Origin of the sequence: Halosegnis marinus (assembly GCF_029338355.1) — an archaeon.
GTDB classification, from domain to species: domain Archaea; phylum Halobacteriota; class Halobacteria; order Halobacteriales; family Haloarculaceae; genus Halosegnis; species Halosegnis marinus.
This window is the reverse complement of the sequence record NZ_CP119802.1, coordinates 2,452,894-2,478,451: the sequence shown is the minus strand read 5'-3', so window position 1 is coordinate 2,478,451 and position 25,558 is coordinate 2,452,894. Positions and strand designations below refer to the sequence as shown.

The window sequence follows — 25,558 nt, the reverse complement described above, 5'->3', positions numbered from 1 at the left end:
GCGATGCGGGCGGAGCGAGTTTCGGGCGGGTTCGGGCCTTCAGAAGCCCTTGCCGAGCAGTTCGCGCGCGATGATGTTCTTCTGTATCTCCGTGGTACCCTCGTAGATCTGGGTGATCTTGGCGTCGCGGTAGTAGCGCTCCACGTCGAAGTCGTCCACGTAGCCGGAGCCGCCGTGGATCTGGACGGCCTCGTTCGCGGCGTCGACGGCGACGCGGGAGGCGAACTCCTTCGCCATCGAGGCGAGCGTCGTCAGCTGTTCCTCCTTGTTGTCCACGGACCACGCGGACTTGTAGGTCAGCTGGCGGGCCGCCTCGGTGCGGGTGTGCATGTCCGCGAGCTTGTGCTGGACGGCCTGGAAGTCGCCGATGGGGCGGCCGAACTGCTCGCGCTGCTTCGCGTACTCCAGCGCGCGCTCGGCCGCGCCGCGGGCGATGCCGACGGCCTGCGCCGCGACGCCGGTCCGCGTCTCGTCGAAGAACTGCATCTGCTGGAGGAAGCCGGCGCCGCGCGTGCCGACGAGGTTCTCCTCGGGGACGCGCACGTCGTCGAAGAGGAGTTCGGCGGTGTCGGAGGCGCGGATGCCGAGCTTGCCCGTGATCTTGTCGGCCTCGAAGCCGTCGCGGTCGGACTCGATGATGATCTGCGAGAAGCCGTTGTAGCGGCCCTCGGCGTCGGGGTCCGTCTTACAGAGGACGACGTAGAAGTCGCCGACGGAGCCGTTGGTGATCCACATCTTGTTGCCGTTGATGACCCACTCGTCGCCGTCCTTCTCGGCGCGCGTCGAGACCGAGGAGACGTCGGAGCCGGTGTCCGGCTCGGAGATGGCCGCGCCGCAGATGGCGTCGCCGCTCGCGATGCGCGGGAGGTACTCCTCCTTCTGCTCCTCGGTGCCGAACTCGATGATGGCCTCGCTCCCGAAGCCGGTGGAGGTGAGACAGAGCCCGATGCCGGGGTCCGCGGCGAACAGTTCCTCGATGATGACCGCGAGGTCGAGCGTCGAGTAGCCCGCACCGCCGTAGTCGAAGGGTATCTGCGGGGCGAGCAGGCCCATCTCCGCGGCCTTGTCCACGACCTCGAACGGGTACTTCTCGGCGCGGTCGTACTCCTTGGCGACCGGCTTCACCTCCTCCTCGGCGAACCGTGCCACCTCGTTCTTGAGCTGTCGTTGTTCCTCGGACAGATCGAAGTCCATGGCTCACTGCTTCGGACGGACCTACATAAACCCACCTCACTAACGACCCGTAGCGGCCCGGAGGCGGGCGTTTTCCACTCCCGACAACGCACGCGGTGTTTACGGTTTCGGGGGCGGTCGGCGACCCCTCGTGCGTAAACCCCGAACCACGGGCGCGGGGTTGCCGATTCGGGCGACGGAAACGTTGAAACGCGCGCCGAGAGAGGTTCGGGTGTTCATGGAATTCGAGGACATCGAGACCGTCGCGGTGCTCGGGGCCGGCAACATGGGTCACGGCATCGCGGAGGTCGCGGCGCTCGCGGGCTACGACGTGTTCCTGCGCGACATCAAGGAGGAGTTCGTGCAGAACGGCTACGACCAGATCGTCTGGTCGCTCGACAAGCTCGCCGAGAAGGAGCAGATAAGCGAGGAGGACGCCGAGGCGGCCGAGGAGCGCATCACGCCCGTCGTCCCGGTCGAGGAGGCCGTCGCCGACGCCGACGTGGTCATCGAGGCCGTCCCGGAGAAGATGGAGATAAAGAAGGACGTGTACAACGAGGTCGAGGAGCACGCGCCGGACCGCGCCCTATTCGCGACGAACACCTCCTCGCTGTCCATCACGGAGCTGTCGGAGGTCACGGAGCGCCCCGAGCAGTTCTGCGGGATGCACTTCTTCAACCCGCCCGTGCGGATGCAGCTGGTCGAGGTCATCTCCGGGAAGCACTCCTCCGAGGAAACGCTCTCGGCCGTCGAGGAACTCGCGGAGGCGTTCGGCAAGACGCCCGTGCGCGTCCACAAGGACTCGCCCGGCTTCATCGTCAACCGCATCCTCGTCCCGCTGATGAACGAGGCCTGCTGGATGGTGTCGGAGGAGGACGCCACCGTCGCGGAGATCGACTCCACGACGAAGTTCGACATGGGCCTCCCGATGGGCGCGTTCGAACTCGCCGACCTCACCGGCATCGACGTCATCCACCACGTCCTGGAGTACCTCCACGAGGTGCTCGGCGACGCCTACGAGCCGGCTCCGTTCCTCGCCGAGACGGTCGAGACGGAGAACTACGGCAAGAAGTCCGGCAAGGGCTTCTACGACTACGAGGACGGCGACGGGGCCGACGTTCCCACGGACGCCGGCAGCGAGGCCGTCACGAAGCGGCTCGCGGCCGTCATGGCCAACGAGGTCGCCCACCTCGTCGAGAAGGACGTCTCGAACCCGACGGATATCGACCGCGCCGTCATGCTCGGCGCGGGCTACCCGGACGGCCCCGCGAAGATGGCCGACGACATCGGCCTCGACAAGCTCGTCGAGACGCTGGAGGAGCTCCACGAGGAGCGCGGCCACCCGCGCTTCGAGGTGAGCCCCGCGCTGCGCGAGGCCGCCGAGGCAGGCGGCTTCCACGGCGGCGACGACGCCGACGACGACGCGCCCGAGTTCACCAACATCGAGGTGGAGTACCCCGGCGAGATGGTCGGCCATATCGTCCTCTCCCGGGAGGCGCGGATGAACACGATGAACCCCGAGATGCTCGACGAGCTCCGGGCCGCCCTCGACGAGTTCGAGGACGACGACGAGGTGCGCGCCGTCCTCATCACCGGCAAGGGCGACCGCGCGTTCTCCGCGGGCGCGGACGTGACCTCGATGGCCTCCTCTGCCAGCCCGCTCGACGGCATCGAGCTCTCCCGGAAGGGCCAGGAGACGTTCGGGGCGTTCGAGGAGTCGCCGCTGCCCGTCGTCGCGGCCATCGACGGCTTCGCGCTCGGCGGCGGCTTCGAACTCGCGATGTGCTGTGACTACCGGCTCGCCTCCGAGCGCTCGGAGCTCGGCCTCCCCGAGCACAACCTCGGCCTCCTGCCCGGGTGGGGCGGCACCCAGCGGCTCCAGCGGCTCGTCGGCATGTCCCGCGCGAAGGAGATCATCCTCACCGCGGAGCGGTTCGACGCCGACACCATGTACGACTACGACGTGGTGAACGAGGTCGTCGCCAACGACGAGTTCGAGGAGCGTGCCCACGAACTCGCCGCCGAGATGGCGGGCGGCCCGCCGGTCTCGCGCGCGCTCACGAAGAAGGCGATGCTGCGCGGCTGGGAGGACGTCGACGCCGGCCTCGAACTGGAGGCGCAGTCGTTCGGCCACCTGATGGGCACGGACGACCTGATGGAGGGCATCACGGCGTTCATGGGCGACGGGGAACCCGAGTTCGAGGGGAAGTAGAGTCCGGAACGGAACCCTTATACGGATTTCTCCGGTACGCCGAACCGAAGGCACCGTTGGTGTAGTCCGGCCAATCATCTTGGCCTTTCGAGCCGAGGACCAGGGTTCAAATCCCTGACGGTGCACTCCTTCCGACCTCGCCCGTCGAGCTACGGCGGTAGCGCAACGCGTTTATCTCCCCCCTCTCACCATCGGCCGTGACCGTTCCGTTGCTCGCGTCCGCCCGCCGTCCTCCCGCGAGCGTGGCGAAGTACTACCTCTACAAGGCGACGAAGGCGGTGGAGTTCTACCGGCCGGTGATGTACCTCTTCTTCCTCGCGCAGGGGCTGACGTTCACCCAGATAGCGGTGCTGGAGGCGCTGTACAACCTCACGACCCTGCTGGGCGAGATACCGACCGGCTACCTCGGCGACCGGCTGGGCCGGCGCAACAGCCTACTCGCCGGCACCGCGCTCATCTCCGCGACCCTGTTCGCCATCGGGCTCGCGGAGTCGTTTCTCGCGCTCGCGGCCCTCTACGTCTGCTGGTCGATGGGGTACAACTTCCGCTCGGGGAGCGAGGACGCGTGGCTCTACGACACGCTGACCGACGACCTGACCGGCGACGACTTCGCGGGCGTACGGGGCCGCGGGGAGTCCGTCGCGCTCGCCGTCGGGGCCGGCGCGGCCGTCGTCGGGGGGTACCTCGGCGGCATCGACCTCTCGTACCCGTGGTTCGTCGCGGCGGGGGTGACCGCGCTCGGCGTCGGCGTCCTGCTCACGGTCGACGAGTCGGAGAGCTACGAGGAGTCGGAACGCATGGGCCTGCGCGAGACGCTCACGCTCGTCCGCGACACGCTCTCGCGCCCGAACATCGCGCCGTTCGTCGTCTACTACTACGTGCTGTACGCGGCCGTCACGTACCTCGTGTTCGTCTTCCTGCAGCCGATATTCGAGACGGTGGTCGTGGACGCCGGCGTCGCCCGCGCACAGGTCGAGCCCCTGCTCGGGTGGTTCTACGCGGCGTACAGCCTCGTCGGCGCGGGGCTGAGCTACTACACCGGGGCCATCCGCGAGCGGGTCGGCCTGCGGCTGTGGTTCCTCGCGCTCCCGTTCGTCGTCGGCGGGGCCCTCGTCGGGATGTACCTCGTCCCGCTGCTCGCGCTCCCGACGTTCCTGCTCGTGCGCGGGCTCTCGGACGTGACGCGCTCGTTCGCGGGCCAGTACGTCAACGACCGCATCGAGACCGCGGGCCGCGCGACGGTGCTGTCGGCGATGGCGATGGTGAGCGGCCTCGCCGTCGTCCCGTTCCAGCTGGCGAGCGGTTACGTCTCCGACCTCGTCTCCCCGCTGTTCGCGCTCGCCGTCGCGGGCGGCGCCCTCCTCGTCGGCGCGGCGCTGCTCATCGCGTGGCGGGGGCCGGTGGCCGCCGACGCCGGGTCGGCGACGAGTTAGCACAATGCTCGCGAGGTTTAATATCGGATAGCGCCTCCAAGTGGTCGGTGAAACAGAATGGCTGACCGACGATACCCCTTCGACGTGTTCGACGAGATGGACCGAATGATGGAGAGCATGCGACGCTCGATGTACGAGGGTGTCGACGACGTCCGGTCGTGGGGCGCGCGCTCCGGCGCGCACCTCAGCGTGGACCGCGACGGCGACCACTACGTCGTCCTCGCGGACCTGCCGGGCTTCGAGAAGGAGGAGATAGACCTCCGCTTCCACGACGGGATGCTCCACCTCGCCGCGAGCCACGAGGTCTCCGAGTCGGACGAACACGGTGCGCTCTCCCGCTCGCGCCGCGTGAACGAGTCCGTCCGCGTCCCCGGCGAGGTCGTCGAGGACGGCATCGAGGCCACCTACCGCAACGGCGTCCTCGAAGTGCGCCTCCCGGCGCTCGACGACGAGGCCGAGGACGACAGCCGCCGTATCGACATCGACTGACGCGCGGAGTGACCGCAGAGGGATGCACCCGCGGCCCGCGGGGGAACGGGCCGCACACGCTACGCACGCCGACGTTCGACTTCTCGACCCGTCAGGATAGCTTACATTCAAGACCCTGCCGTCGTATCGGTCGGTAACGAATGATTTCCACAGATACGGAGTGGTTCCGCGCGGAGGCGAGCCACGAGGACGAGGTCATCGGGGAGTCGGTACTGCCGCGGATGTTCCTCGACAGCGTCGACCGGAACGGCTCGCTCGACGCCCAGTGGTTCAAGAGCGGCGTGTACGACCGTTCGCTCGCCCCCGACGTCGTTCCGGAACCGCCGGCCGGCGAGTGGGGCTCCATCACCTACGACGAGATGGGCGACATCGTCCGACGGCTGGCGACCGGTTTCCGCGAACTCGGCGTCGAGCACGGCGACCGCGTCGGCATCTACGCCGACACGCGAATGGAGTGGGCCCAGTCCGACCTCGCGCTCCTGACCGCGGGCGCGACCGTCACGACGGTGTACACCGAGTCGTCGGCGGAGCAGGTCGAGTACCTCCTCGACGACCCCGGCGCGACCGGCGTCGTCTGCGAGAACGGGGAACTGCTCGACACCGTGGCCTCCGTCGAGGACGACCTCGACCTCGGGTTCGTCGTCGTCATCGACGAGTACGAGGGGTACGAGGACCGCGACGACGTGTACACGCTCGCCGACGTGTACGACCTCGGCGCCGACGCCTACGACGCCGACGCCGTCGACGAGTGGGTCGACGCCATCGACCCCGCCGACCTCGCCTCGCTCATTTACACGTCCGGGACGACGGGCCGCCCCAAGGGCGTCCAGCTCACGCACGCGAACTTCCGCTCGAACGTGAACCAGGTACGCCGCCGCTTCGGCCCCCGCCCGGACCGCGGCCCCGACGTTCCCACGCTCGACACGGACTCCCGCGTGCTCTCCTTCCTCCCGCTCGCCCACGTGTACGAGCGCACCTCCGGCCACTTCGTGATGTTCGCGTCCGGCGTCACCGTCGCGTACGCCGAGTCGACCGACACCGTCGCGGAGGACATCGAGGCGGTCGGCCCCACCTCCGCGAACTCCGTCCCGCGGGTGTACGAGCGCATCTTCGCGTCGATGCGCGAGCAGGCCAGCGGCTCCTCGGTGAGCGAGTCCATCTTCGAGTGGGCCGTCGGCGTCGCCCGCGAGTGGTCGCGCACGGAGCGCCCGGGGGCCGTCCTGCGCGCGAAGCACGCCGTCGCCGACCGCCTCGTCTACTCCACCGTGAAGGAGTCGATGGGCGGCAACATCGAGATGTTCACCTCGGGCGGCGGCTCGCTCTCCCAGCGGCTCGCGGAGCTGTTCGAGGGGATGGGCCTCCCCATCCACGAGGGGTACGGCCTCACGGAGACCTCGCCGGTCGCCACGACGAACCCGCCGGAGGACCTCCGCCCCGGCACGCTCGGCCCGCTGATGGTCGGCATGGAGGGGAAGCTCGACGCGAGCGTCGTCTCGGCCGACCAGATGGAGAAGGCGACCGGCGACATCGGCGAACTCCTGCTCCGCGGCCCGAACGTCACCGACGGCTACTGGAACCGGCCGGACGCGACGGAGAGTTCGTTCACCGAGGCCGACGACGGCGGCGACCCGTGGTTCCGCACGGGCGACATCATCGAGGCGACGGACGACGGCTACCTCGTCTACCACGACCGCCTCAAGCAGGTGCTCGTGCTCGACACCGGGAAGAACGTCGCGCCCGGCCCCATCGAGGACGAGTTCGCCACCAGCGAGCGCATCGCGCAGGCGATGGTGCTCGGCGACAACGAGAAGTTCATCTCGGCGCTGTTCGTCCCCGACATGGAGGCGATGGCCCGGTGGGCCGAGCGCAACGACCTCGACCTGCCCGACGACCCCGAGGAACTGGCAACCGACGAGCGCGTCGTCGAGTGGATACGCGAGGAGGTGGACGCGGTCAACGCCGACCTCGCCAAGCACGAGCGCATCAAGGAGTTCCGCGTCGTCGGCACGGAGTGGACGCCGGACAACGACCTGCTCACCCCGTCGATGAAGATCAAGCGCCGGAACGTCCTCGACCGCTACGAGCACAAGGTCGAGGAGATATACGGCCGCGACGACGAGTAGGTCACGCGACCGCTCGCCGCCCGACTTCTCCCGCGCCCCACACTGTCGTTCCGAAAATGAACCCGACACCCCCGAACAGCGCCGCGAGGACGCCGAGCGCGCCGACCACGTTCGGCCGGAGGAGGTACGTCAGTCCCTCGACGACCGTCCCCCCGTCGAGGAACGCGTCGTCCACGCCGAACCCGAGCATCGCGGCGACGGCGAACAGGACCGCGCTCGGGAGCCCCGTCCGGGCGAGCCCCGCGACCGCCCCGCCGGCGACGGCGACGACCGCGGCCCAGAACGGCACGAGGAGGACGCCGCCCGTCGGCTCGTATAGCCGCGCGAGGTAGCCGCCGAGCGAGGCGACGAAGGCCGCGATCGCGAGGAGTCCGACCGCACCGACGTGGTCGCGGGGGCGGCGTGCGCCGAGGAGCGCGGTCCGCAGGCCGAGGGCGAGAGCCATGCACACGGTGACTCCCCCGCCCGTATAGCTCTTCAGGGGGTCAGTGCATCCGGTACCACTCCTCCACGTCGAGCATCGGCGCGGGGTAGTCGAGCCCGAGCTGGACGCCGTACTCCGCTTGCGTCCCCTCGTCCATCCGCCACGGCCGGTGGGCGAACTCCGGCGGGAGGCCGTCGAGTTCCGGGAGCCAGTGGGTCACGTACTCCGCGTTCGAGTCGTACCGCTCGGCCTGCGAGAGGACGTTGAAGTAGTTGTCCCGCGAGTCGTTGCCGACGCCCGCCTGGTACGCCCAGTTCCCCCAGTTCGAGCAGACGTCGTAGTCCGTGAGCCGCGACTCGAAGTACGCGGCCCCCCGCCGCCAGTCGATGCCGAGCACGTCCGCGAGGAACGAGGCGACGTTCTGTCGGCCCCGATTGCTCATGTACCCGGTCTCGTTCAGTTCCCGCATGTTCGCGTCCACGAACGGGACGCCCGTCTCGCCCGCGGCCCATCGCTCGAAGGCGGCCCCGTCGCGCCGCCACTCCTTGCCCGCGGCGCTCCCGCGGATGCCCTGCTCGCCGAAGAAGTCGCCGCCGTGTTTGATGAACTGGAACTGGAAGAAGTCGCGCCACAGGAGTTCGAAGACGAGCCAGTACGTCGAGTCGTTGGCGACGCGCTCGGCCTCGTAGCGGTCCACCTCCTCGCTCACGTACCGCGGCGAGAGACAGCCCTGCGAGAGCCACGCGGAGAGCTTCGAGGAGAAGTCCGGGCCGAGCAGGCCGTTGCGCGTCTCCTTGTACCGTCGCAGGCGGTCCGCCTCCCAGACGTACGCCTGGAGCCGCTCGCGACCCGCCGACTCGCCGCCACGGAAGTCGATGGCCGCGCGGTCGTCCACGTCGCGTCCCTCGATGCCGAGGTCGTCGAGCGACGGGAGGTCGCCGGGGTCGAACTCCGGGGTCGGGACGCTCGGGGGCGTCTCGAATGTCTCGCGCACCTCGGCGCCGTTCTCCACCTCCTTGCGCCACGGCGTGTACGTGTCCGCGATGTCGTCTACGGGGGTCGGGAGGTCGTTGACGTGGTACAGCGTGTGCGTCCAGAACCGTTCGAGGGGGACGCCGTCCTCCGCGAGCGCGGCCTTCGTCCCGTTCTCGACGGTCAGTTCCTCGGTCGCCGGCATCGTCTGGGCGTAGGCGGCGTCGGCGTCGTACTCGCTCGCGACGGCGGGGACGACCTCGCGCGGGTCGCCGTGACGGACGAGCAGGTCGCCGCCGCGCGCCCGGAGGTTCGCCCGGAGGTCCGCGACGCTCTCGCGGACGAACCGCGCCCGGTAGGGGCCGGTCTTGGGCTCCTCGACGTACCGCGAGTCGGCGTACTCGTCGGGGTCGAAGACGTACAGCGGAACGACCTCGTCGGCGTCGGCGAGCGCGCGGACGAGCGTCTCGTTGTCGTGGAGGCGGAGGTCCCGGCGGAACCAGACGACTGCGGTGTCCATGGCCGGTCAACGCGCGCCGGCCGAAAAGCGGTACGGGAAGGGGAAACTACACCACGTCGAGCGAGCGAACCCGCGGCCCGTCGCAGTCCACGAGGAGCACGGACTGGTAGGTGCCGAGGTCGAGCGCGCCGTCCATCACGGGGAGCGTCACCGAGCGCCCGAGCAGCATCGACTTCAGATGGGCGTCCGCGTTGTCGTCGATCTCGTCGTGGCTCCACCCGGCGCCGGGCGCGAGCGCGTCGGCGAACGACTCGATGTCGGCGAGCAGTCGCGGCTCGGCCTCGTTGACGACGACGCCGGCGGTGGTGTGTCGGCAGAAGACGGTGACGGTGCCGTTGCGGCCGCGGGGGATGCCCCCGGCGACCCTGTCGGTCACGTCGACGGTATCGACGGGTGATTCGGTCTCGACCTCGAAGCGCATCGTCCGGAGCGACGCCGCCGCGGGGTAAAAGCGTACCCGGCTCAGCCGCGGAAGCGCCGGAACACCGAGCCGTCCTGCTGGGTCGCTATCTGGTAGGCGGCCGACCCGGTCACGAGCGCGAAGAAGCCGCCGGCGACGGCGACGAGGCCGAGCCGCGAGATGCCCGGCACGCCGATGAGGACGGCCACCGTCGCCAGCGCGCCGAGCAGTCCGACGCCGAGGTAGTACTCCGCCCACGAGAGCCCGTAGCGCGGGACGACCTCCATGTACACGGTCACCTCCGGGGCGCGCTCGGCCAGCGCGACGGTCTTGTCGGCGTCGTCGTAGCCGACGATGCCCAGCCGGTCGAGTTTCGGGAGGTGCGTCTGGTGGAGCGAGACGTACACCGACTGGCGCTTGTCGCGCGGGGCGGGCTCCTCGCCCGTCTCCATCGTCGCCACTCGTTCGGAGAGCTCACGGACGGTCAGTCCGCCCGCTTCGGCGTCCTGGAGGCACTTCAGGGCGAGCCGCCGGCGGTCGTTGCGGAGGACGTCGTGTATCTCCGTGGCCGCCAGCTCGGAATCGGAGGACTGCGTTGCCACGCTCGGCGGTTCCGCCCCCCGGCTCTTGAAGCTGTCGCGGCGGTCAGCGGCGCCGCCACTCGTCGGGGGTGGTGTCGTACCCGACCGTCGGCGACGCGAGCGGCGCCCACTCCGAGCGCGGCACCTCCGTCCGCTCGAACCGCTCCCCGTCGTAGCGGAACCGGACGCCGACCTCCTCCGGCTCGGGCTCGCGGCCGCGCCGCCGGGCCACCTCCACGTCGTGGTCGTCCACCTCCTTCACGACGGTGAGCAGCTGAACCGGGCGGCCCCACAGCCGGAACACGCGTTCGAGGACGCGCTTCGCCCGCGGCACGTCGAGCGCGACGCCGTTGTAGTGGTGGGCGAGCAGCAGTTCGTTCCGGTTGCCGAAGTTGCCGTCGTGGACCGTCACCGTCGGCTTCCCGAAGTTCGTGAACCGGAGCAGGAGCTTCCGCTTCACCGCCGCCGCGTCCGTGGCGGTCGCGCGGTAGTCGCCGTGGCGCTCGCTGTACTCGTAGGCGAAGTAGCCGCCCGCCGCGACGAACTCCGGGGTGAGGAACTCGTCGAGGAACGTCACGTCGTTGTGGCTCTCGCGGACCTCGAACAGCCGGTCCCAGCCGGCGCCGCGGTCCACCGCCGCGACGGCCTCCTCGACGGTCGCGTAGCGGTCGGTCTCGAACAGGTAGCGCGATATCCGGTCGAGGTCGTCGCGACCCGCCCGCTTCAGGAAGCCGCGGTTCGCCGGCTGGACGAGCGAGTAGTGGCGCTCGACGAGCCCCGCGCGGGTGAGCACCCGCCACGGGTACCGCTCGGGGTCGAACTCGCCGGCGCGGGCCGCCGCGAGGCCGTCGGCGTCGACGCGGGGGTCGTCGGGGTCCAGCGCGTCGAGGTGCCCCGGCACGTCCGCGAGTTCGGGGTCGGGTTCGAGCCCGGCGAGGACCGCGTCGAGGTCCACGCGGTCGCGGAACGTCTCGGGGGTGACGCCGTCCACGCGCAGCAGGGCTTCGAGGACGGCCTCGCGGTTCGCGCGGTTCTCGACGTAGGTCCACAGTTCGAGGCCGAGCGCGTAGGGGTTGAGGCCGGGCGAGCCGAGGACGCGGGCCATGTGGTCGGCGTAGGCGACGAACTCCTCGTCGGCCGCGAAGTTCTCGCCGGTCATCATGAGCGACTCCCAGTAGGCGGCCCACCCCTCGTTCATCACCTTCGTCATCCGCTGGGGCGCGAAGTAGTACGCCTCCCGACGGAGCAGTTCGAGCAGTTCGCGCTGCCACTCCTCGTACGCGACGGCCTTGCCCGACTCCTCGTCGTAGGCGCGGCCATGGACGGCGAGGTAGGCCAGCAGGTCCTTCTCGGCCAGCGGCCCCTCGTCGCTCGCCTCGCGGGCCTCGAACCACGCGTCGTCGAACACCTCGTCGCGGACCTCCTCGGAGATGTCGAGTTCGGCGAGCGTCTCGTCGGGGTCCTCCGGTTCGGGCGCCTCGCGCTCCCACGCGTCGGTCGGCCGGAACGGCCGGTGCTGGTCGATGCAGCCGTCGAGACAGGCGACGTGGTCTATCCACGCCTCGACCGCCTCCCGGTCGATGTCGGGGTCGGCGACGTACTCGCGGACCGTCTCGGCGTGGCGCGCGAGCATCGCCGCGGCGTCGGGGCCGCCCCGCTCGCCGCGGGGCGTCGCGTCGTCGCCCCCGTCCACGAACAGCCGGAACCACTCGTTGTTGCGGAAGAAGTCGGCGTGCGCCTCGACGTGGGTGATGACGGCCTTCTGGTCGGCCAGCGCGTTCGACTCCTGGAGGAACGCGTGGCTCGGGTCATCGTTGTTCACTATCTCGAACGCCTTCCCGCCGAGGAACTGCCGCTGCTTGCGCTGGCGGTCGTAGTTCATCCCCCACCGCCAGTGAGGGTACCGCTCCTGGAACCCCTCGTAGGCGATGAGTTCGTTCATCTCGTCGTGGTCCACGATCCAGTAGTTCACCGGATAGGGGTCGAGCCCCAGTTTCCGCGCTAGCTGTCCGGCGGCCCGGACGTGCGGTTCGAGGTCGTCGGCGATGCGGCGCTTGGCGAATCGGGTCGTGTCAGTCATCGTCCTCCTCCGTCGTCAGCACGGTTCTGATGGCCTCGACCACGTCGTCGGCGTCCGAGACGTACGCCACCGCGACGCCGTCGTCGCCGGCGAAGTGGCGCTCCACCTCCTCGGCGTGGGTGGCGTTGATGGCCGTCCCCGACGGCTGCGTCTCGACGTACGCGTGGCGGTTCGCGTCTATCTCCTCCATCAGCGGGATGACGCGCCCCGCGGTGTCGTTCGAGGAGTTCTCCGAGTCGCCGGCCGCGAACACGTAGCGGTTCCAGTCGGCCCACGGGTAGCGCTCCTCGAGGACCGTCGCGGCGAGGTCGTACGCCGAGGAGATGCGGGTGCCCCCGCCCGACCGGATGCCGAAGAACTCCTCGCGCTCGACCTCCCACGCCTCCGCGTCGTGGGCGATGTAGACGAACTCCGCGCGGTCGTACTTCCCGGTGAGATACCAGTCCAGCGGGGTGAAGGTGCGCTCGACCAGTTCGCGCTTCGTCTCGCGCATCGACCCGGACACGTCGCGGATGTTCACGACGACGACGTTCGTCTCCCGCTCCTCGACCGTCTCGGGGTGGCGGTAGCGCTCGTCCTCGCGCCGGAGCGGGACGTCCTTCACGCCCTCGCGCCGGAGCCGCACGGCGGTCGGCTCGCCCTCGACGTTCGCCTCCATCTCCTCGATGCTCTCCCACCGGCCGCGCTCGTCGTCGGGTATCGACTCGTAGGCGTCCGCGAGCCAGACCCGCGAGACGGGTATCCGGGACTCGCGCGCCCACTCGAAGACGCGGCTCGGCCCCCAGCCGCGGACCCGCAGCGCCTCGCGGACGTAGTCCTCGTCGAAGTCGGTGGCGAGCTTCCGCTTCAGCCCGGACTTGAACAGCCGGTCGAAGTCGAGCGTGCTGGCCGGGCCCGACCGGCGCACGTCGGTGTACTCGCCCTCCTTCTCCGTGACGACCTCCTTCCCCTTGGGGTCGAGGTCGAGGCCGAGCGCCTCGTCGAGTTCGCGGGCGAACTCCTCGGGGTCCATCTCGTAGTAGTCGTGGTCGGCCCCCTCCTCGCCGGGGTCGCCGTCCTCGCCGTCGCCGGGTTCGGGGTCGCCGACCTTGTCGCCCGGCTCCACGTCGCCGTCCGCCTGCCCGACGCCGCCCGCGTCGCGCTCGTCGTAGGCGAACTCCGGGAGGTCGATTATCTTGATGGGGACGCGCACGCGGTCGGGGCGCGACGCCCCGAGGTCGCCGTGCTGGATGAAGTCGGCGAGGTCCTGCCGGCGGGCCTCGCCCACCTCGCGGAACCGTTCGAGGTCCTCCCTCAGTCCCATCGGTCGCGCACCTCCGCGAGGACGCGCCGGCTCGCCAGTTCGGCCGACGCCTCGCTGTAGTCGAACAGCTCCACCATGTTCGCTATCGTCTCGCGCTTCAGCCGCGCGGTGACGGTTCCCTCCGGCGGGTCGGGCCACTGTGCGGGCTCGAACTCGTCGTACAGCCGCGCCACGTCGTCCCAGTCGTTCCGTTCGAGGACGGCCCGGAGCGCGGGTATCTCCTCGAAGGCGAGTTCCGCGGCGCGGTACCGCTCGTCGCGGTTGCGCCACGCGTGGCGGTTCATCGCCGTGACGACCTGCTCGCGGCGGAAGCGCTCGACGGCCGTCGAGGGGGCGGTGCCGGCGTAGTCCTCCTCGCCGAACCGGCCGAGCGACTCCGTCTCGAACACCTTCAGCGCGAGCGGGTCGGGGTCGACGCGCTCGCCGCGGGCGTTGACGACCTGCTCGCCCTCGGCCCACGCGTGGACGCCCTCGACGTACTCCGCGACCGTCCCGGGGTCGGGGCGGTCGTCGCGCAACAGGGCGTCGAGCACGTCGGCCTCCTCGCGCTCGCGGACGTAGCGGTGGACGAGCGTCGCGCGCTCGCCGTAGTCGCGCCGCTCGCCCGTCGAGAACACGGGCGCGTCGGCCAGCCGGTCGGCCATCGCCGAGACGGCGTCGCCGGGCGTTATCACGTCCTCGACCGGGAGCGTCGCGTGGCTCCTGTCGGACGGCTCCGCGAGCAGTTCGGCGAGCACGTCCCGGGTGAACGTGACGGGGATGCCGCGCTCGCCGTCGGTCGCGTCGTCGGCGAACGCGAAGTCGTCGGTCGTCAGCCGCTCGTCGCCGTCCTGGAGGTAGCCGCGGTCGAACAGCAGCGCCTTCTCCACGAGGTCGAGGTCGCCCGGCAGGTCGTCGGCGTCAAGCCGGGTCACGACGGCGTACAGCGCCGCGGCCTCGATGGCGTGGGGGGCGAACTCCCGGTCGCGCACCTCGGTCCCGGTGCCGACGCGCACCCGGACGCGGAGCGGTTCGCGCGCCCGGTCGTCCGGGTCGAGGCCCTCCTCCGCGGTCCACACCGCCGTCTCGTCGGTGAGCTCCCGGCGGACGAGTTCGGCTTCCAGCGAGCGGTTCGTGAGGTAGCCGAACTCGTGGCGCTCCAGCCGGCGCTTGAGCGCCTTCAGCGGGTCGGACTCGCCGGCGGCGGCGTGTTCGTTCAGCCGCGCGCCGAGGTCCGGGTTCGAGATGACGAGCATCTGCGTGTCCACCTCCATCCCGATGCCCTTGTCCAGTTTCACGCTCCCCTCGTCGGGGACGTTCAGGAGCTTCGAGAGCAGGTCGGCGTGCTGGGCCGCGTCCTCCACGACCGTCAGCAGACCGTTCCCCTGCGAGAGGACGCCGTCGTAGCTGAACGCCTGCGGGTTCTTCCGGCCCCGGGAGTCGAGCGCCTGCACCATCCCGGGCATCCACGAGCCGACCAGCCGTTCCTTCGGCGTGCCGTCGTCCTCGGCGTGGAGCACGCCGATACCCTGCCCGAGGTCCGCGACGTAGTTCTCGACGCGGAGGTGCTGGGGGTCGGCGACCGCCGAGAACAGGTCCTCGCGGCCCTGCCGGCGGTACTGCTCCGCGAGGTGGTCGTACGCCTCCCGGGAGAAGGGGTCCAGCCGCGCGGGCACCCGCACCGGGATGTGGTCGTCAAGTTCCGCGTTCACGTCCGCGAGCACCTCGTCGCGGACGGCGTCGGGGAGGACGGCGAGCGGGTGGGCCTGCACCGGCGAGCGGTACCAGTCGTCCTCCGCGGGTTCGGCGGCGTCGCCGTAGGTCATCCCCGGCGAGGACGCCTCGCCCCGGACGTTCCAGGTGAGGGTGTAGCGGCGGCCCGCCTCGGTCTTGGAGTAGGCGCGCAGGCCGTTGACGAGACACCGTTTCAGCTCCGACTTCCCCGTCGCCGTCGGCCCGTCGAGCCAGACGATCTTCTCCTCCTTGCCGCGGCCGGCGGCGATGGCCCGGAGGTCGGCCACGAAGTCGTTGAGCGTCGCCGTGTTGCCGAGGACGGCGTGTTCCCCGTCGTTGTACGGGTCGTCGAAGAAGCGGTAGCGCTCGCGCTCCTCGCCCTCCTCGACCACGGTCCGGGTCCCGGGCGCCTCGATGGCGTCGAGCAGGTACTTCGAGGCGTGGGCCGCGGTCGTCGGGTGCTCGACGACGTAGTCGAGGTACTCCGCGAGGCCCATCGGCGGCTCGTACGTCTCGCGGAGCGCGTCGTCCGCGGCCGCGAGGTAGTCGCTCCCGCGCGTCATCCTTCCATCTCGGAGCGGGCGACCTCCGCGCCGGCGAACTCCAGCACCTCGCGGGCCCCGGCCTCGGAGTAGCCCTGCTCGGTCAGCGCGGCGATCCACGCGCTCCGCTCGTCGTCGTCCATGTCGCCGCTCGACACCAGCGCGGAGAAGTTGATGTTGTGCTTCTTGTCCTCCCACAGCTTGCGTTCGAGCGCGCGGCGCAGGCGGTCGTTGTCATGCGGGTCGAACGACGAGCCCTCGCGGGCGCGCCGGCTGACCCAGTTGGCGACCTCCTGGCGGAAGTCGTCCTTCCGGTCCTCCGGCACTTCGAGGTGGCCCTCCACGTCGCGGAGGAACTTCTCGTCCGGTTCCTGCTCGCGGCCCGTGATGGAGTCCTCGACGGTGTCGTCGTCGATGTACGCCATCACGTGGTCCATGTACTTCTCGCCCTGCCGGCGTATCTCGTCCACGTCGTACGCGAGGGCGTGGCGCACGTCCTCGATGGCGCGCTCCCTGTACTCCTCGCGGACGAGTTCGAGGTACCGGTGGTAGCGCTCGAAGTTCTCCTGCGGGATGGAGCCGTGGTTCTCCAGGTTCCCCTCCAGGTGGTTGAACGTCGTCAGCGGCGAGAGGAAGTCCCGGCCGCGGTGCATCGAGTCCATGATGGCCTCGGCGATCTCGTCGCCGATGAACCGGGGCGAGACGCCCTCCATCCCCTCGCCGATGTCGGTCGCCTCGGCGGCCTCGTCGCGGAGCTTCCGCACGTCGACCTCCTCGGCCTCGTCGCTCCCGCCGTTGTACGCCTTCGCCTTCCCGAGCAGCGACACCTCGCCGCCGTCCGGCTCGGTGATGCGCGTGAGGACGCCGAACAGCCCCGCCATCTCCAGGGTGTGCGGCTCGACGTTGATGTCCGGCACGTCGGCGTTGCGCAGCATCTTCCCGTATATCTCGGCCTCGGCCTCGTACTGGAGGACGTACGGGAAGTCGATGCGCTTCGTCCGGTCGTTGAACGCCTCCATCTTCTCGTCGCCCTTCTTGTCCCGGTACTCGGGCATGTTCGTCCGGCCGACGATGACCTGGTCGATGTCGATTCGGGGGTTGTTCTTCGGCTTGATGGTCTGCTCCTGGGAGGCGTGCAGGAAGTCGTAGAGGAACTCCCGCTGGAGCTTCAACAGCTCCTCGCCGGAGAACAGCCCGCGGTTCGCGTTACAGAACGCGCCGGAGTAGTCGAACGCGCGCGGGTCGGACTCGCCGTACACCGCGAGCTTCGAGTAGTTGACCGTGCCCGTCAGCTCCGTCTCGTCCTGGTTCTTCTTGTCCTTCGGCTCGAACGTCTCGACGGCGCGGCGCTTGTTCTCGTCGGCGACCAGCCGCACCACCTCGACGTGGGTCTCCAGGACGGCCGCGAGGTCGTCGTCGTAGTGGTCGAGCAGCGCGTCCATGTAGAACTCCGAGGCGGGGTCGAGCGCCTGGTCGTTGCGCACCGTGTACGGCGCGTCGAGCCGCTCGTTCAGGTCCGCGATGACGCGGTCCCGTTGCCGCTGGGGCAGCAGGACGAGCGGGTCCTGGTTCATCGGCGACCGGACGGTGTCGTCCTCGGGGTCCTGGTCGCGGAGCACGTCGCGGAGGTTCGTCCACCGGAAGGTGTACATCCGCCCCGCGTCGCGGGCGGTGTAGTCCTCGAAGTAGCGGCGGACCCGCCGGTCGAAGTCGGACTTGCCCGAGCCGACCGGCCCGAGCAGGAGCTTGATGCGCTTCTCGGGGCCGAGTCCGCGGGCGCCGGACTTCACCTTGTTGACGAACTCGTGTATCGAGGCGTGGACCTCCCGGCCGTAGAAGACGTTCTCCCCGTCGTCGAGGGGGTCCTCGCTCGCGAGGTGGTACTCGACGACACCGGACTCCTCGTCGTAGTCGGTGCCGTAGAAGTCGAACATATCCGCGACGCGCTGGTGGGCGTTGCGGGCGATTCGGGGGTCGGCGTAACACTCCTCCAAGTACCAGTCGAACGGGCGGGCCTCCCGCAGGTCCGTCGGTATCGTGTCCCGGTACTCCTCGGAGAGCGTCTGCAGTGTTTCCATGTCGGTCATGCTATCAGCCGGCGTGGCCGGCGTCGTCGCCGAGTCCCGCGACGCGCGCCGAGGGGGAACCCCCCGGCGCGCCCGGTACACCCGTCGCTGTGCGGACGGGTCGATAGCGGGGAGGTCGGCGGCGTCGGTCGGGCTTTCCCGTTCCGACAGTAACTAATACCATGAGTCGCGTTAACATAACCCTTGTCCCGGTTTTCCCCCGACTTCCCCCGCCCGGAACCGCGGGTCTGAAGCGGCCTCGCGCCCGACCGCCGGTATGACCGACCTGCCCGAGGGGTGGACGCGCTGGAGCGAGGGCGAGCGGAAACTCGTCTGGGCCTACCGGCCGGACGTGTTCGACGGCGGGGCGTTCCCCCCGCCGTGTCTGCCGACGCTGTACGTCACGCGGGGGAAGCGGTCGCGCCGGCCGGGCGCCGAGCGGAACGACGACCCCGACACGCCGTGGTACGTCACCCTCTTCCTCGAACCGGAGGTGAGCGGCGACGAGCGGGAGTACCCCGACCGGGAGGCGGCCGTCGCGGGCGCGACCCACCTGGCCCGCGCGTTCGCCGCGGGCGAGGTGGACTACCGGGGGCTGTATCAGGTCCCCCGCGAGGAGTACTTCGCGCGGCTGGACGAACTCACGGGCCGGTAGCCGCGGGGTTTACGGCCGCCCGTCGCATCGCTCCGTTCATGTCGAAGGTCACGCTCATCGGCACCCGCCTCGCGGAGGAGGGCGTCGAGTTCGTCTACGGGGGTGAGTCGGCCGCCTGCGAGGGGTGCCCCTACCGCGGGCAGTGTCTCAACCTCGCGGAGGGGCACCGCTACCGCGTCACCGGCGTCCGGGACAACACCCAGCGGCTGGAGTGTGCCGTCCACGACGACGGCGTGCGCGCCGTCGAGGTCGAGCCCGCGGGGATGACGGCCAACGTCCCGTCGAACGCCGCCTACGCCGGCTCCACGGCGTCGCTCGCCGGGTCGTGCCCCTACACCGAGTGTCCGAGCCACGAGTACTGCGAGCCGGCGGGCGCCGACTTCGACGCCGAGTACCGCATCGAGGAGGTGCTCGGCGACCCGCCCCACGACTACTGCATGCTGGAACGCGACCTGACGCTCGTGGAGTTCGCCCCCGGCGACGGGGAGTAGAGTTTTGCTTCCGGGCCGCGCGCTCGGGACGATGCTCGACGGAACCACCGCCTTCGTCACGGGCGCGAGCGGCGGCATCGGCCGACAGATAGCCTACACGCTCGCGGACCACGGCGCGACGGTCGCCTGTGCGGCCCGCGGCGACGGCATCGAGGAGACGGCCGCCGAACTCGGCGACGACGGCATCGCCGTCCGTACGGACGTGACCGACGAGGACAGCGTCGCTGCCGCGATAGCCGACACCGTGGACGCCTTCGGCGGGCTGGACTGTCTCGTGAACAACGCCGGCGTCGCCGGCCCCACGCAACCGTTCGACCGCCTCGACCCGAGCGACATCCAGGAGACCGTGGCCGTGAACGTCACCGGCGCCGCGACGTGTGCGAAACACGCCGCGGACCACCTGCGCGCGAGCGAGCGCGGGAGCGTCGTCAACATCGGCTCCATCGGGGGGAAGCTCCCCTACCCCAACCGAGTCCCCTACGCCGTCTCGAAGATGGGGCTCATCGGACTCACCCGGACGCTCGCGTACGAACTCGGGCGCGACGACGTGACGGTCAACACCGTGCTCCCGGGGCCGGTCGCGGGCGACCGCATCGAGGACGTGGTCGCCAAGCAGGAACGGCTCGCGGAGGTCGAGGACGCCGAGCCGTACGCCATCGGCCCGGACGACTTCGCGCTCCCCGACTACGTGGTCGAGGCCGAGGAGGTGGCCGAACAGGTCGCCTACCTCGCGGGCCCGCACGGGCGACACGTCACGGCACAGGAGATCGGCGTGGACGCCGGCGGGACGTGGTACTGAGTCACATATCCGGCCAACCCCTTTCACGGTCCCGTCCCGCGCTCCCCCCGTGACCGACGACGCCTTCGAGGTCGAGGAGGAGTTCCTGCTCATCGGCCGCACATACGCCGAGTACGCCGCGATGTTCGGCCTCGACTCGCCCGCGGGCCCCGTCCTCGACTGCGGCTCCGGCGTCGGCTCGTTCGTCGCGGAGGCGCGCGAGTGCGGCGTGGCGGCCGTCGGCGCGGACCCGGCGTACACCGCCGACCGCGCGACCCTCCGGGAGCGAGCGGCCGACGCCCGCGCCCGCAACACCGAACAGCTCCGCGAGAAGCGCGACGCCTTCGTTTGGGACTTCTACGGCGACCCCGCTACCCGGGCCGACTACCTCCGGCGGGCGAACGAGCGCTTCCTCGCCGACTATCCGGCGGGGCCGTACGTCGCCGCCGGCCTGCCGGCCCTCCCCTTCCGCGACGGGGCGTTCGGGCTGGCGCTGTCGGCGAACCTGCTGTTCCTCTACGACGACCGGCTCTCCCTGGAGTTCCACGTCGACGCGCTGTCGGAACTCGCCCGCGTGGCGGACGAGGCGCGCGTCTTCCCGCTCGCGTCGCTCGACCGGACGCGGTCGGAGTACGTGGAGCCGTGTCTGGCGCGCCTGCGCGAGCGGGGACACGACCCGGCGCTCCGGGAGGTGGACTACGAGTTCCAGCCCGGCGCGACGACGACGCTCGTCGTTTAGCGCTCGGGCGTCGGCTCCGGGTCCGCCTCGGCGTGGTCGTCCAGCCGGCCGACGAGCGACCCGGCGTAGCCGAAGACGTTCTCGTACCCGTACGCCGACAGCAGTATCGGGTAGAAGGGCCGCTCCGCGACGAACTCCTCGTCGTCGGCGCGGGCGTAGCGGTCCCCCTCCGCGACGCGCTCGAAGTTCTCGGCGTACGTCTCGTACTCCGTCGCGCCGACGGGCTTGGGGAGCTGTCGTTCGAGCCGGAAGACGGGGATGTCCGTCCGCTCGGGCGAGGCTTCGCCGAGCGCACCGACGGCCCCGAGGAACTCCCGGCAGAGCCGGTAGGCGTTCTCCGCGGCCTCGTCGGAGCCCTGGTAGCCGCACTCGACCTCGACCACGTCGATGAAGTCGATGAGCCGGCCCTCGGCGAACTCGCCCGTCTGGACGAGCGCGTCCACGCCGAGGTGGGGGACGACGGCGCGGGCCAGCGCGTCCGTGTCCGTCGAGAGCGCGAAGGGACGGTCGTACGACTGCGTGGAGTGCATCGAGAGGACGGTACAGCCGCGGAGTTCGGCCAGTAGCTCGTGGGCCAACCGTCCCTCGTGGGTGTCGGCGTCGGGCGCGCCGGGGAACGCGCGGTTGAGGTCCTCCTCGACGTAACGGACGTTGCGTTCGAGCGCCTCCTCGTTGGCGACGACGAGCTTCACCGGGCGGCTCACGTCGGGGGCCTCGAGGAGCAGTCGCTCCACCGCCCGCGCACCGCACGGCTCGTCGCCGTGGATGCTCCCGACGATGGCGAGGTCCGGCTCCCCCTCGCCCAACTGTTCGACACGCATCTACACCCCGTATCACGCGGGGGCACATGAGGCTCCCGTTCTCCGTGCGACGGGAACCCCGGGCCGGCGCTCGGTCCGCCCCGATTCCCGCGCGCGGCCGCTCACGGGCGCCGCGCCGGGAGGATTCCGACAACAGTTTTACCCCGGGACCGTTCTCTCCCGCTAATGGGTAAGTGCATTATCTGTGGCACGTCCACTGATGGGCCCGTCTGCGACACGCATCAGGAGGACGTCGTCTTCGAGTTCCGCGGCGACCGAGCCGGACAGCTGACCGAGGGCCGCTTCTACCGCGGCGTCGTCGACGGCTACGCCGACTTCGGCGTCTTCATCGACCTCTCGCCGCGCGTCACCGGCCTCCTCCACCGCTCGAAGATCGACAAGCGCCTCGAATCGCTGGACTGGGAGCCGGGCGACTCCGTCTACGTGCAGGTGACGAACGTGCGCGACAACGGCGACGTGGACCTCGGCTGGTCCATCCGGCAGACCGACCGGGAGTTCCGCGGCACGCTCATCGACGAGCCGGAGGGCGACCGGCTCCCGGACGAGGAGGAAGAGGAGGACGCGGGCGACGACGCACGATCAGCTGAATCCGCGGACGCCTCCCGCGTCGCAGACGACATGGAGGCCGACGTCGCCGACGAGCCGGAGACGGCGAGTGGCGGCTCGCAAGCGAGCGTGCAGGTCGAGCAGGAACCGGAGCGGGAAGTCGAGGCGGAGACCGAGACCCCGGCCGACGACGCCGGGGCCGAGGTCGAAGCCGAGACCGAAGCGGAGACCGAGAGCGAGACAGCGGTAGAGGCCGAAACCGACGCCGAGAGCGGGGCCGACGACGCGACCGACCTCGGCTACGCGCGGCTCCCGGTCGGCGACCTCCGCGACCACGTCGGCGAGAACGTCCGGCTGGAGGGCGAGGTCGTCTCCGTCCGCCAGACCTCCGGACCGACGGTGTTCGAACTCGGCGACGAGTCGGGCGTCGTCGACTGTGCCGCGTTCGTCGAGGCCGGCGTCCGCGCGTACCCCGAGGTGGAGACCGGGGACGTCGTCCGGCTCGACGGCGAGGTGCGCGTCCGCCGCGACGAACTGCAGGTGGAGACCGAGGCGCTCGTGGCGCTGGAGGGCGACGAGCGCGAGACGGTCGAGACGCGGATGGCCGACGCGCTCGACGCCGAGGCCAGCCCGGACGCCTTCGAGCCGCTGGCCGAGGACGGCGTGGTGGCCGACATCGTGGACGACGTCGAGGCCGTGGCGACCACCATCCGGCGCGCGGTGCTGGAGTCGCGCCCGGTCGTCGTCCGCCACGACGCGACGACGGACGGCTACGTGGCCGGCGCGGCCATCGAACGCGCCGTCCTCCCGCTCGTGCGCGAGGAACACGCCAACACGGACGCCCCGTACCACTACTTCGACCGTCGCCCGCTCGAAGCCGGGAGCTACGACATGAACGACGCGACGAAGGACACGACGCGGATGCTCGACAACCGCGAGCGCCACGACGAGAAGCTCCCGCTGTTCGTGTTCGCGGCCGCCGGCTCGACCGCCGACTCGCTGGACGGGCTGGAACTGCTCGACCTCTACGGCGTCGAGACGGTCGTCGTGGACGGCATCGAGGCCGCCGACGCGGTGCGCGACCTCGCGGCCGGGACGGCGACCGTCGCCGGCACGACCGCCGGCGTCGTCGCCGCCAACGTGGCCGCCGCGGTCAACGACGACGTGCGCGACGACCTGGGTCACCTCCCCGCCGTGACGTTCTGGGAGGACACGCCCGAGGCGTACGCGGCCCTCGCCGAGGAGGCCGGCATCGACGCCGCCGCGGCGGGCCGCCTGCGCGAGGCCGTCGCGCTGGAGGCGTTCTACCAGAGCTACGAGGACAAGCGCGAGCTCATCATCGACCTGCTGTTCGACCAGGAGGTCGGGCTCGCCGAGGCGGTCTCCGAGCAGTTCCGCGAGAAGCTCGACGCCGAGCTCGCCGTCGCCGAGGCGAACATCGAGACGCGCGACGTGGACGGCACGGCCGTCTCCGTGCTCGACACGCAGGCGTACACCCACCGCTTCGACTTCCCGCCGAAGGCGCTGCTGCTCGACGAGCTCCACCGCCGCGGGCGCGACGACACGCCCGTGGTCGTCGGCCACGCGACGGACGAGCTGTTCGTCCGCGCGACGGGCGACGTGGACCTCGACGCGGTCGCCGAGGACGCCGCCGAGCGCGCGCCGACCGCCGGCATCTCCGCGCAGGGGCTCCGCACCGGGAAGCTCGCCTTCCTGTCGGGCCGGCGCGAGGAGGCCGTCGACGCCGTCCTCGCGGCCACGGTCGACCGGCTGTAACCGCACGACACTTCTTTCTCGCCGCGTACGTCGAACCGTGAGCACCGACGCCGACCCCTTCGAGCGCGTCTGCGAACACCTCGCCGAGCGCATCCTCGACGGGGAGGTCGGGAAGGACGACGTCGAGAGCGCCAAGCTCGACGCCTGCTCGGAGCACGGCGCGGCGCGGGTTCCCAAGCACGCCGACATCCTCGACCACGCCCCCGACGGTCGCCGCTCGGAGTTGGAGGAGGTCCTCCAGCGCAAGCCGGTTCGCACGGCCTCCGGCGTCTCCCCGGTAGCCGTGATGACCTCGCCGCACACCTGCCCCCACGGGAAGTGTCTCTACTGTCCGGGCGGGCCGGCCTCGGAGTTCGACTCCTCGCAGTCGTACACGGGTCACGAGCCGGCGGCGGCCCGCGGCGTCCAGAACGACTACGACCCGTACGGACAGGTGACGCTGCGCTTGAACCAACTGCGGAAGATCGGCCACCCGGTGGACAAGGCCGAACTCATCGTGATGGGCGGGACGATGACCGCCCGGAGCCACGACTACCAGGAGTGGTTCGTGAAGCGGTGTCTGCAGGCGATGAACGAGTTCGACCCCGAGGCGGAGCCGACGCCCGCGGAGGAGGAGTCGTTCGCCGAGGAGTCGTACCCGTTCCGGTATCTGGAGGACGTCATCGCGGAGAACGAGACTGCCGCGGTCCGCAACATCGGGACCACCTTCGAGACCAAGCCGGACTGGTGTGACCCCGAGCAGATAGACCGGATGCTCCGGCTGGGCGGGACGAAGGTGGAGGTCGGGGTGCAGACGACCTACGAGCGCGTCAACCGTGAGATGCACCGCGGTCACGGCGTGCAGGCGAGCATCGACGCGAACCGCCGCCTGCGCGACGCCGGCTTCAAGGTGGGCTTCCACATGATGCCGGGCCAGCCGGGCATGTCGAAGGAGATGTGTCTGGAGGACTTCCGGCGCGTCTTCGAGCGCGCCGAGTGGAAGCCCGACTACCTGAAGATATACCCGACGCTCGTCGTGCGCGACACCCTGACCTACGACATGTGGCGGCGCGGCGAGTACGACCCCCTGACGAACGACGAGGCGGCCGAACTCGTCGCGGAGATCAAGTCGATGGTGCCCCGGTACACCCGGCTCCAGCGCGTCCAGCGGGACATCCCCGCGGACCACATCGACGCCGGGGTCTGGAAGTCGAACCTCCGACAGCTGGCGTGGAAGGAGATGGAGAAGCACGGCTGGGAGTGCGAGTGCATCCGGTGTCGCGAGGCCGGGATGAACGACGACGAGCCCGAGGACGTCGAACTCCGCGTCGATACCTACGAGGCGGGCGGCGGCACGGAGTACTTCATCAGCGTCGAGGACTTCGAGAAGGACCTGCTCGTGGGGTTCTGTCGCCTGCGGTTCCCGAACGACCCCGTGCGCCGGGAGCTGGCCGACGCGGCCGTCGTCCGGGAGCTCCACGTCTACGGGAGCGAGGTCGGCGTCGGCGGCCCGGAGAGCGAGGGCACCCACCAGCACCGCGGCTGGGGCCGCCGCCTCCTCGCGCGGGCCGAGGACATCGCCCGCGACGCCGGCTACGACGAGCTCGCGGTCATCTCCGGCATCGGCGTCCGGCAGTACTACCGCGAGAAGCTGGGATACCACCAGAACGGGCCGTACGTCAGCACGCGGCTCTGACGGCTTCAGTTCCGCCCCGCTCTCCGAAGGATGAAACCCCCTCGCT

The 25,558-nt window shown here is 70.3% G+C and carries 20 protein-coding genes and 1 tRNA gene; 11 read left to right on the top strand and 10 right to left on the bottom strand.

Annotated elements, in window-relative coordinates:
* Nucleotides 1-39 precede the first annotated feature (39 nt).
* Nucleotides 40-1,194, bottom strand: a complete 1,155-nt coding sequence (locus P2T37_RS13780; RefSeq protein WP_276234536.1) for an acyl-CoA dehydrogenase family protein — start codon at nucleotides 1,192-1,194, stop codon at nucleotides 40-42.
* Between the two features lie 217 nt (nucleotides 1,195-1,411).
* On the opposite strand from P2T37_RS13780, the gene P2T37_RS13775 reads away from it, so the two are divergent.
* The 5 genes from P2T37_RS13775 (at nucleotide 1,412) to P2T37_RS13755 (ending at nucleotide 7,430) form a co-directional block, all read left to right on the top strand.
* The gene (locus tag P2T37_RS13775; protein WP_276234535.1) at nucleotides 1,412-3,385 is read left to right on the top strand and encodes a 3-hydroxyacyl-CoA dehydrogenase/enoyl-CoA hydratase family protein; all 1,974 of its coding nucleotides are present in this window, start codon (nucleotides 1,412-1,414) and stop codon (nucleotides 3,383-3,385) included.
* Between the two features lie 50 nt (nucleotides 3,386-3,435).
* Nucleotides 3,436-3,510: transfer RNA gene (locus P2T37_RS13770), tRNA-Glu, on the top strand.
* 174 nt (nucleotides 3,511-3,684) lie between these two features.
* Nucleotides 3,685-4,818, top strand: a complete 1,134-nt coding sequence (locus tag P2T37_RS13765) for an MFS transporter (RefSeq protein WP_382211864.1) — start codon at nucleotides 3,685-3,687, stop codon at nucleotides 4,816-4,818.
* Between the two features lie 57 nt (nucleotides 4,819-4,875).
* Entirely contained in the window at nucleotides 4,876-5,307 is a 432-nt protein-coding gene (locus P2T37_RS13760; protein ID WP_276234533.1) for an Hsp20/alpha crystallin family protein, read from the top strand.
* 140 nt (nucleotides 5,308-5,447) lie between these two features.
* Complete coding sequence (locus P2T37_RS13755; RefSeq protein ID WP_276234532.1) at nucleotides 5,448-7,430, top strand: AMP-dependent synthetase/ligase; 1,983 nt, start codon at nucleotides 5,448-5,450, stop codon at nucleotides 7,428-7,430.
* Between the two features lies 1 nt (nucleotide 7,431).
* On the opposite strand, the gene P2T37_RS13750 is transcribed toward P2T37_RS13755, so the two are convergent.
* The 8 genes from P2T37_RS13750 to P2T37_RS13715 are packed head-to-tail and all read right to left on the bottom strand — an operon-like array spanning nucleotide 7,432 to nucleotide 18,052.
* Complete coding sequence (locus tag P2T37_RS13750; protein WP_276234531.1) at nucleotides 7,432-7,875, bottom strand: hypothetical protein; 444 nt, start codon at nucleotides 7,873-7,875, stop codon at nucleotides 7,432-7,434.
* A 40-nt stretch (nucleotides 7,876-7,915) separates the two neighbouring features.
* Nucleotides 7,916-9,346 (bottom strand): DASH family cryptochrome, encoded by a 1,431-nt coding sequence (locus tag P2T37_RS13745; protein ID WP_276234530.1) that lies wholly within the window; start codon nucleotides 9,344-9,346, stop codon nucleotides 7,916-7,918.
* 46 nt (nucleotides 9,347-9,392) lie between these two features.
* Nucleotides 9,393-9,767: a secondary thiamine-phosphate synthase enzyme YjbQ gene (locus P2T37_RS13740; protein ID WP_276234529.1), complete on the bottom strand. Its 375-nt coding sequence runs from the start codon at nucleotides 9,765-9,767 to the stop codon at nucleotides 9,393-9,395.
* A 41-nt stretch (nucleotides 9,768-9,808) separates the two neighbouring features.
* Entirely contained in the window at nucleotides 9,809-10,348 is a 540-nt protein-coding gene (locus tag P2T37_RS13735; protein WP_276234528.1) for a DUF7344 domain-containing protein, read from the bottom strand.
* Between the two features lie 43 nt (nucleotides 10,349-10,391).
* Entirely contained in the window at nucleotides 10,392-12,407 is a 2,016-nt protein-coding gene (locus P2T37_RS13730) for a SpoVR family protein (protein ID WP_276234527.1), read from the bottom strand.
* Nucleotides 12,400-13,710 carry a YeaH/YhbH family protein gene (locus P2T37_RS13725; RefSeq protein WP_276234526.1) on the bottom strand — a complete coding sequence of 437 codons (1,311 nt, stop codon included), beginning with the start codon at nucleotides 13,708-13,710 and terminating at the stop codon, nucleotides 12,400-12,402. The genes P2T37_RS13730 and P2T37_RS13725 overlap by 8 nt, the downstream gene beginning before the upstream one ends.
* Nucleotides 13,701-15,986, bottom strand: a complete 2,286-nt coding sequence (locus tag P2T37_RS13720) for a PrkA family serine protein kinase (protein ID WP_276234525.1) — start codon at nucleotides 15,984-15,986, stop codon at nucleotides 13,701-13,703. Before P2T37_RS13720 ends, P2T37_RS13725 begins: the two co-directional genes overlap by 10 nt.
* On the bottom strand, nucleotides 15,983-18,052 hold the full coding sequence (locus tag P2T37_RS13715) for a PrkA family serine protein kinase (protein WP_276234524.1): 2,070 nt from the start codon (nucleotides 18,050-18,052) through the stop codon (nucleotides 15,983-15,985). Before P2T37_RS13715 ends, P2T37_RS13720 begins: the two co-directional genes overlap by 4 nt.
* A 256-nt stretch (nucleotides 18,053-18,308) precedes the next feature.
* On the opposite strand from P2T37_RS13715, the gene P2T37_RS13710 reads away from it, so the two are divergent.
* The 4 genes from P2T37_RS13710 to P2T37_RS13695 are packed head-to-tail and all read left to right on the top strand — an operon-like array spanning nucleotide 18,309 to nucleotide 20,694.
* Nucleotides 18,309-18,686, top strand: a complete 378-nt coding sequence (locus tag P2T37_RS13710; RefSeq protein WP_276234523.1) for a DUF5820 family protein — start codon at nucleotides 18,309-18,311, stop codon at nucleotides 18,684-18,686.
* Nucleotides 18,687-18,724: 38 nt separating this feature from the next.
* The gene (locus tag P2T37_RS13705) at nucleotides 18,725-19,177 is read left to right on the top strand and encodes a UPF0179 family protein (protein WP_276234522.1); all 453 of its coding nucleotides are present in this window, start codon (nucleotides 18,725-18,727) and stop codon (nucleotides 19,175-19,177) included.
* Nucleotides 19,178-19,208: 31 nt separating this feature from the next.
* Nucleotides 19,209-19,976, top strand: a complete 768-nt coding sequence (locus P2T37_RS13700; RefSeq protein ID WP_276234521.1) for an SDR family NAD(P)-dependent oxidoreductase — start codon at nucleotides 19,209-19,211, stop codon at nucleotides 19,974-19,976.
* A gap of 49 nt (nucleotides 19,977-20,025) precedes the next feature.
* The gene (locus tag P2T37_RS13695; RefSeq protein WP_276234520.1) at nucleotides 20,026-20,694 is read left to right on the top strand and encodes a class I SAM-dependent methyltransferase; all 669 of its coding nucleotides are present in this window, start codon (nucleotides 20,026-20,028) and stop codon (nucleotides 20,692-20,694) included.
* On the opposite strand, the gene P2T37_RS13690 is transcribed toward P2T37_RS13695, so the two are convergent.
* Nucleotides 20,691-21,515 (bottom strand): M14 family metallopeptidase, encoded by an 825-nt coding sequence (locus P2T37_RS13690; protein ID WP_276234519.1) that lies wholly within the window; start codon nucleotides 21,513-21,515, stop codon nucleotides 20,691-20,693. The genes P2T37_RS13695 and P2T37_RS13690 overlap by 4 nt on opposite strands.
* A 165-nt stretch (nucleotides 21,516-21,680) precedes the next feature.
* On the opposite strand from P2T37_RS13690, the gene P2T37_RS13685 reads away from it, so the two are divergent.
* Together P2T37_RS13685 and P2T37_RS13680 are read left to right on the top strand one after the other, a co-directional pair.
* A complete protein-coding gene (locus P2T37_RS13685; protein WP_276234518.1) occupies nucleotides 21,681-23,837 on the top strand; it encodes an OB-fold nucleic acid binding domain-containing protein in 2,157 nt (718 codons plus the stop codon).
* A 37-nt stretch (nucleotides 23,838-23,874) separates the two neighbouring features.
* Entirely contained in the window at nucleotides 23,875-25,512 is a 1,638-nt protein-coding gene (locus P2T37_RS13680; RefSeq protein WP_276234517.1) for a tRNA uridine(34) 5-carboxymethylaminomethyl modification radical SAM/GNAT enzyme Elp3, read from the top strand.
* The last annotated feature ends 46 nt before the right edge of the window (nucleotides 25,513-25,558 follow it).

Coding starts and splice junctions, on each gene's coding strand:
- P2T37_RS13700 (WP_276234521.1), top strand. CDS start 19,209: ATGCTCGACGGAACCACCGCCTTCGTCACGGGCGCGAGCGGCGGCATC.
- P2T37_RS13715 (WP_276234524.1), bottom strand. CDS start 18,052: ATGACCGACATGGAAACACTGCAGACGCTCTCCGAGGAGTACCGGGAC.
- P2T37_RS13690 (WP_276234519.1), bottom strand. CDS start 21,515: ATGCGTGTCGAACAGTTGGGCGAGGGGGAGCCGGACCTCGCCATCGTC.
- P2T37_RS13720 (WP_276234525.1), bottom strand. CDS start 15,986: ATGACGCGCGGGAGCGACTACCTCGCGGCCGCGGACGACGCGCTCCGC.
- P2T37_RS13740 (WP_276234529.1), bottom strand. CDS start 9,767: ATGCGCTTCGAGGTCGAGACCGAATCACCCGTCGATACCGTCGACGTG.
- P2T37_RS13710 (WP_276234523.1), top strand. CDS start 18,309: ATGACCGACCTGCCCGAGGGGTGGACGCGCTGGAGCGAGGGCGAGCGG.
- P2T37_RS13780 (WP_276234536.1), bottom strand. CDS start 1,194: ATGGACTTCGATCTGTCCGAGGAACAACGACAGCTCAAGAACGAGGTG.
- P2T37_RS13760 (WP_276234533.1), top strand. CDS start 4,876: ATGGCTGACCGACGATACCCCTTCGACGTGTTCGACGAGATGGACCGA.
- P2T37_RS13775 (WP_276234535.1), top strand. CDS start 1,412: ATGGAATTCGAGGACATCGAGACCGTCGCGGTGCTCGGGGCCGGCAAC.
- P2T37_RS13725 (WP_276234526.1), bottom strand. CDS start 13,710: ATGGGACTGAGGGAGGACCTCGAACGGTTCCGCGAGGTGGGCGAGGCC.
- P2T37_RS13730 (WP_276234527.1), bottom strand. CDS start 12,407: ATGACTGACACGACCCGATTCGCCAAGCGCCGCATCGCCGACGACCTC.
- P2T37_RS13750 (WP_276234531.1), bottom strand. CDS start 7,875: ATGGCTCTCGCCCTCGGCCTGCGGACCGCGCTCCTCGGCGCACGCCGC.
- P2T37_RS13745 (WP_276234530.1), bottom strand. CDS start 9,346: ATGGACACCGCAGTCGTCTGGTTCCGCCGGGACCTCCGCCTCCACGAC.
- P2T37_RS13755 (WP_276234532.1), top strand. CDS start 5,448: ATGATTTCCACAGATACGGAGTGGTTCCGCGCGGAGGCGAGCCACGAG.
- P2T37_RS13705 (WP_276234522.1), top strand. CDS start 18,725: ATGTCGAAGGTCACGCTCATCGGCACCCGCCTCGCGGAGGAGGGCGTC.
- P2T37_RS13685 (WP_276234518.1), top strand. CDS start 21,681: ATGGGTAAGTGCATTATCTGTGGCACGTCCACTGATGGGCCCGTCTGC.
- P2T37_RS13765 (WP_382211864.1), top strand. CDS start 3,685: ATGTACCTCTTCTTCCTCGCGCAGGGGCTGACGTTCACCCAGATAGCG.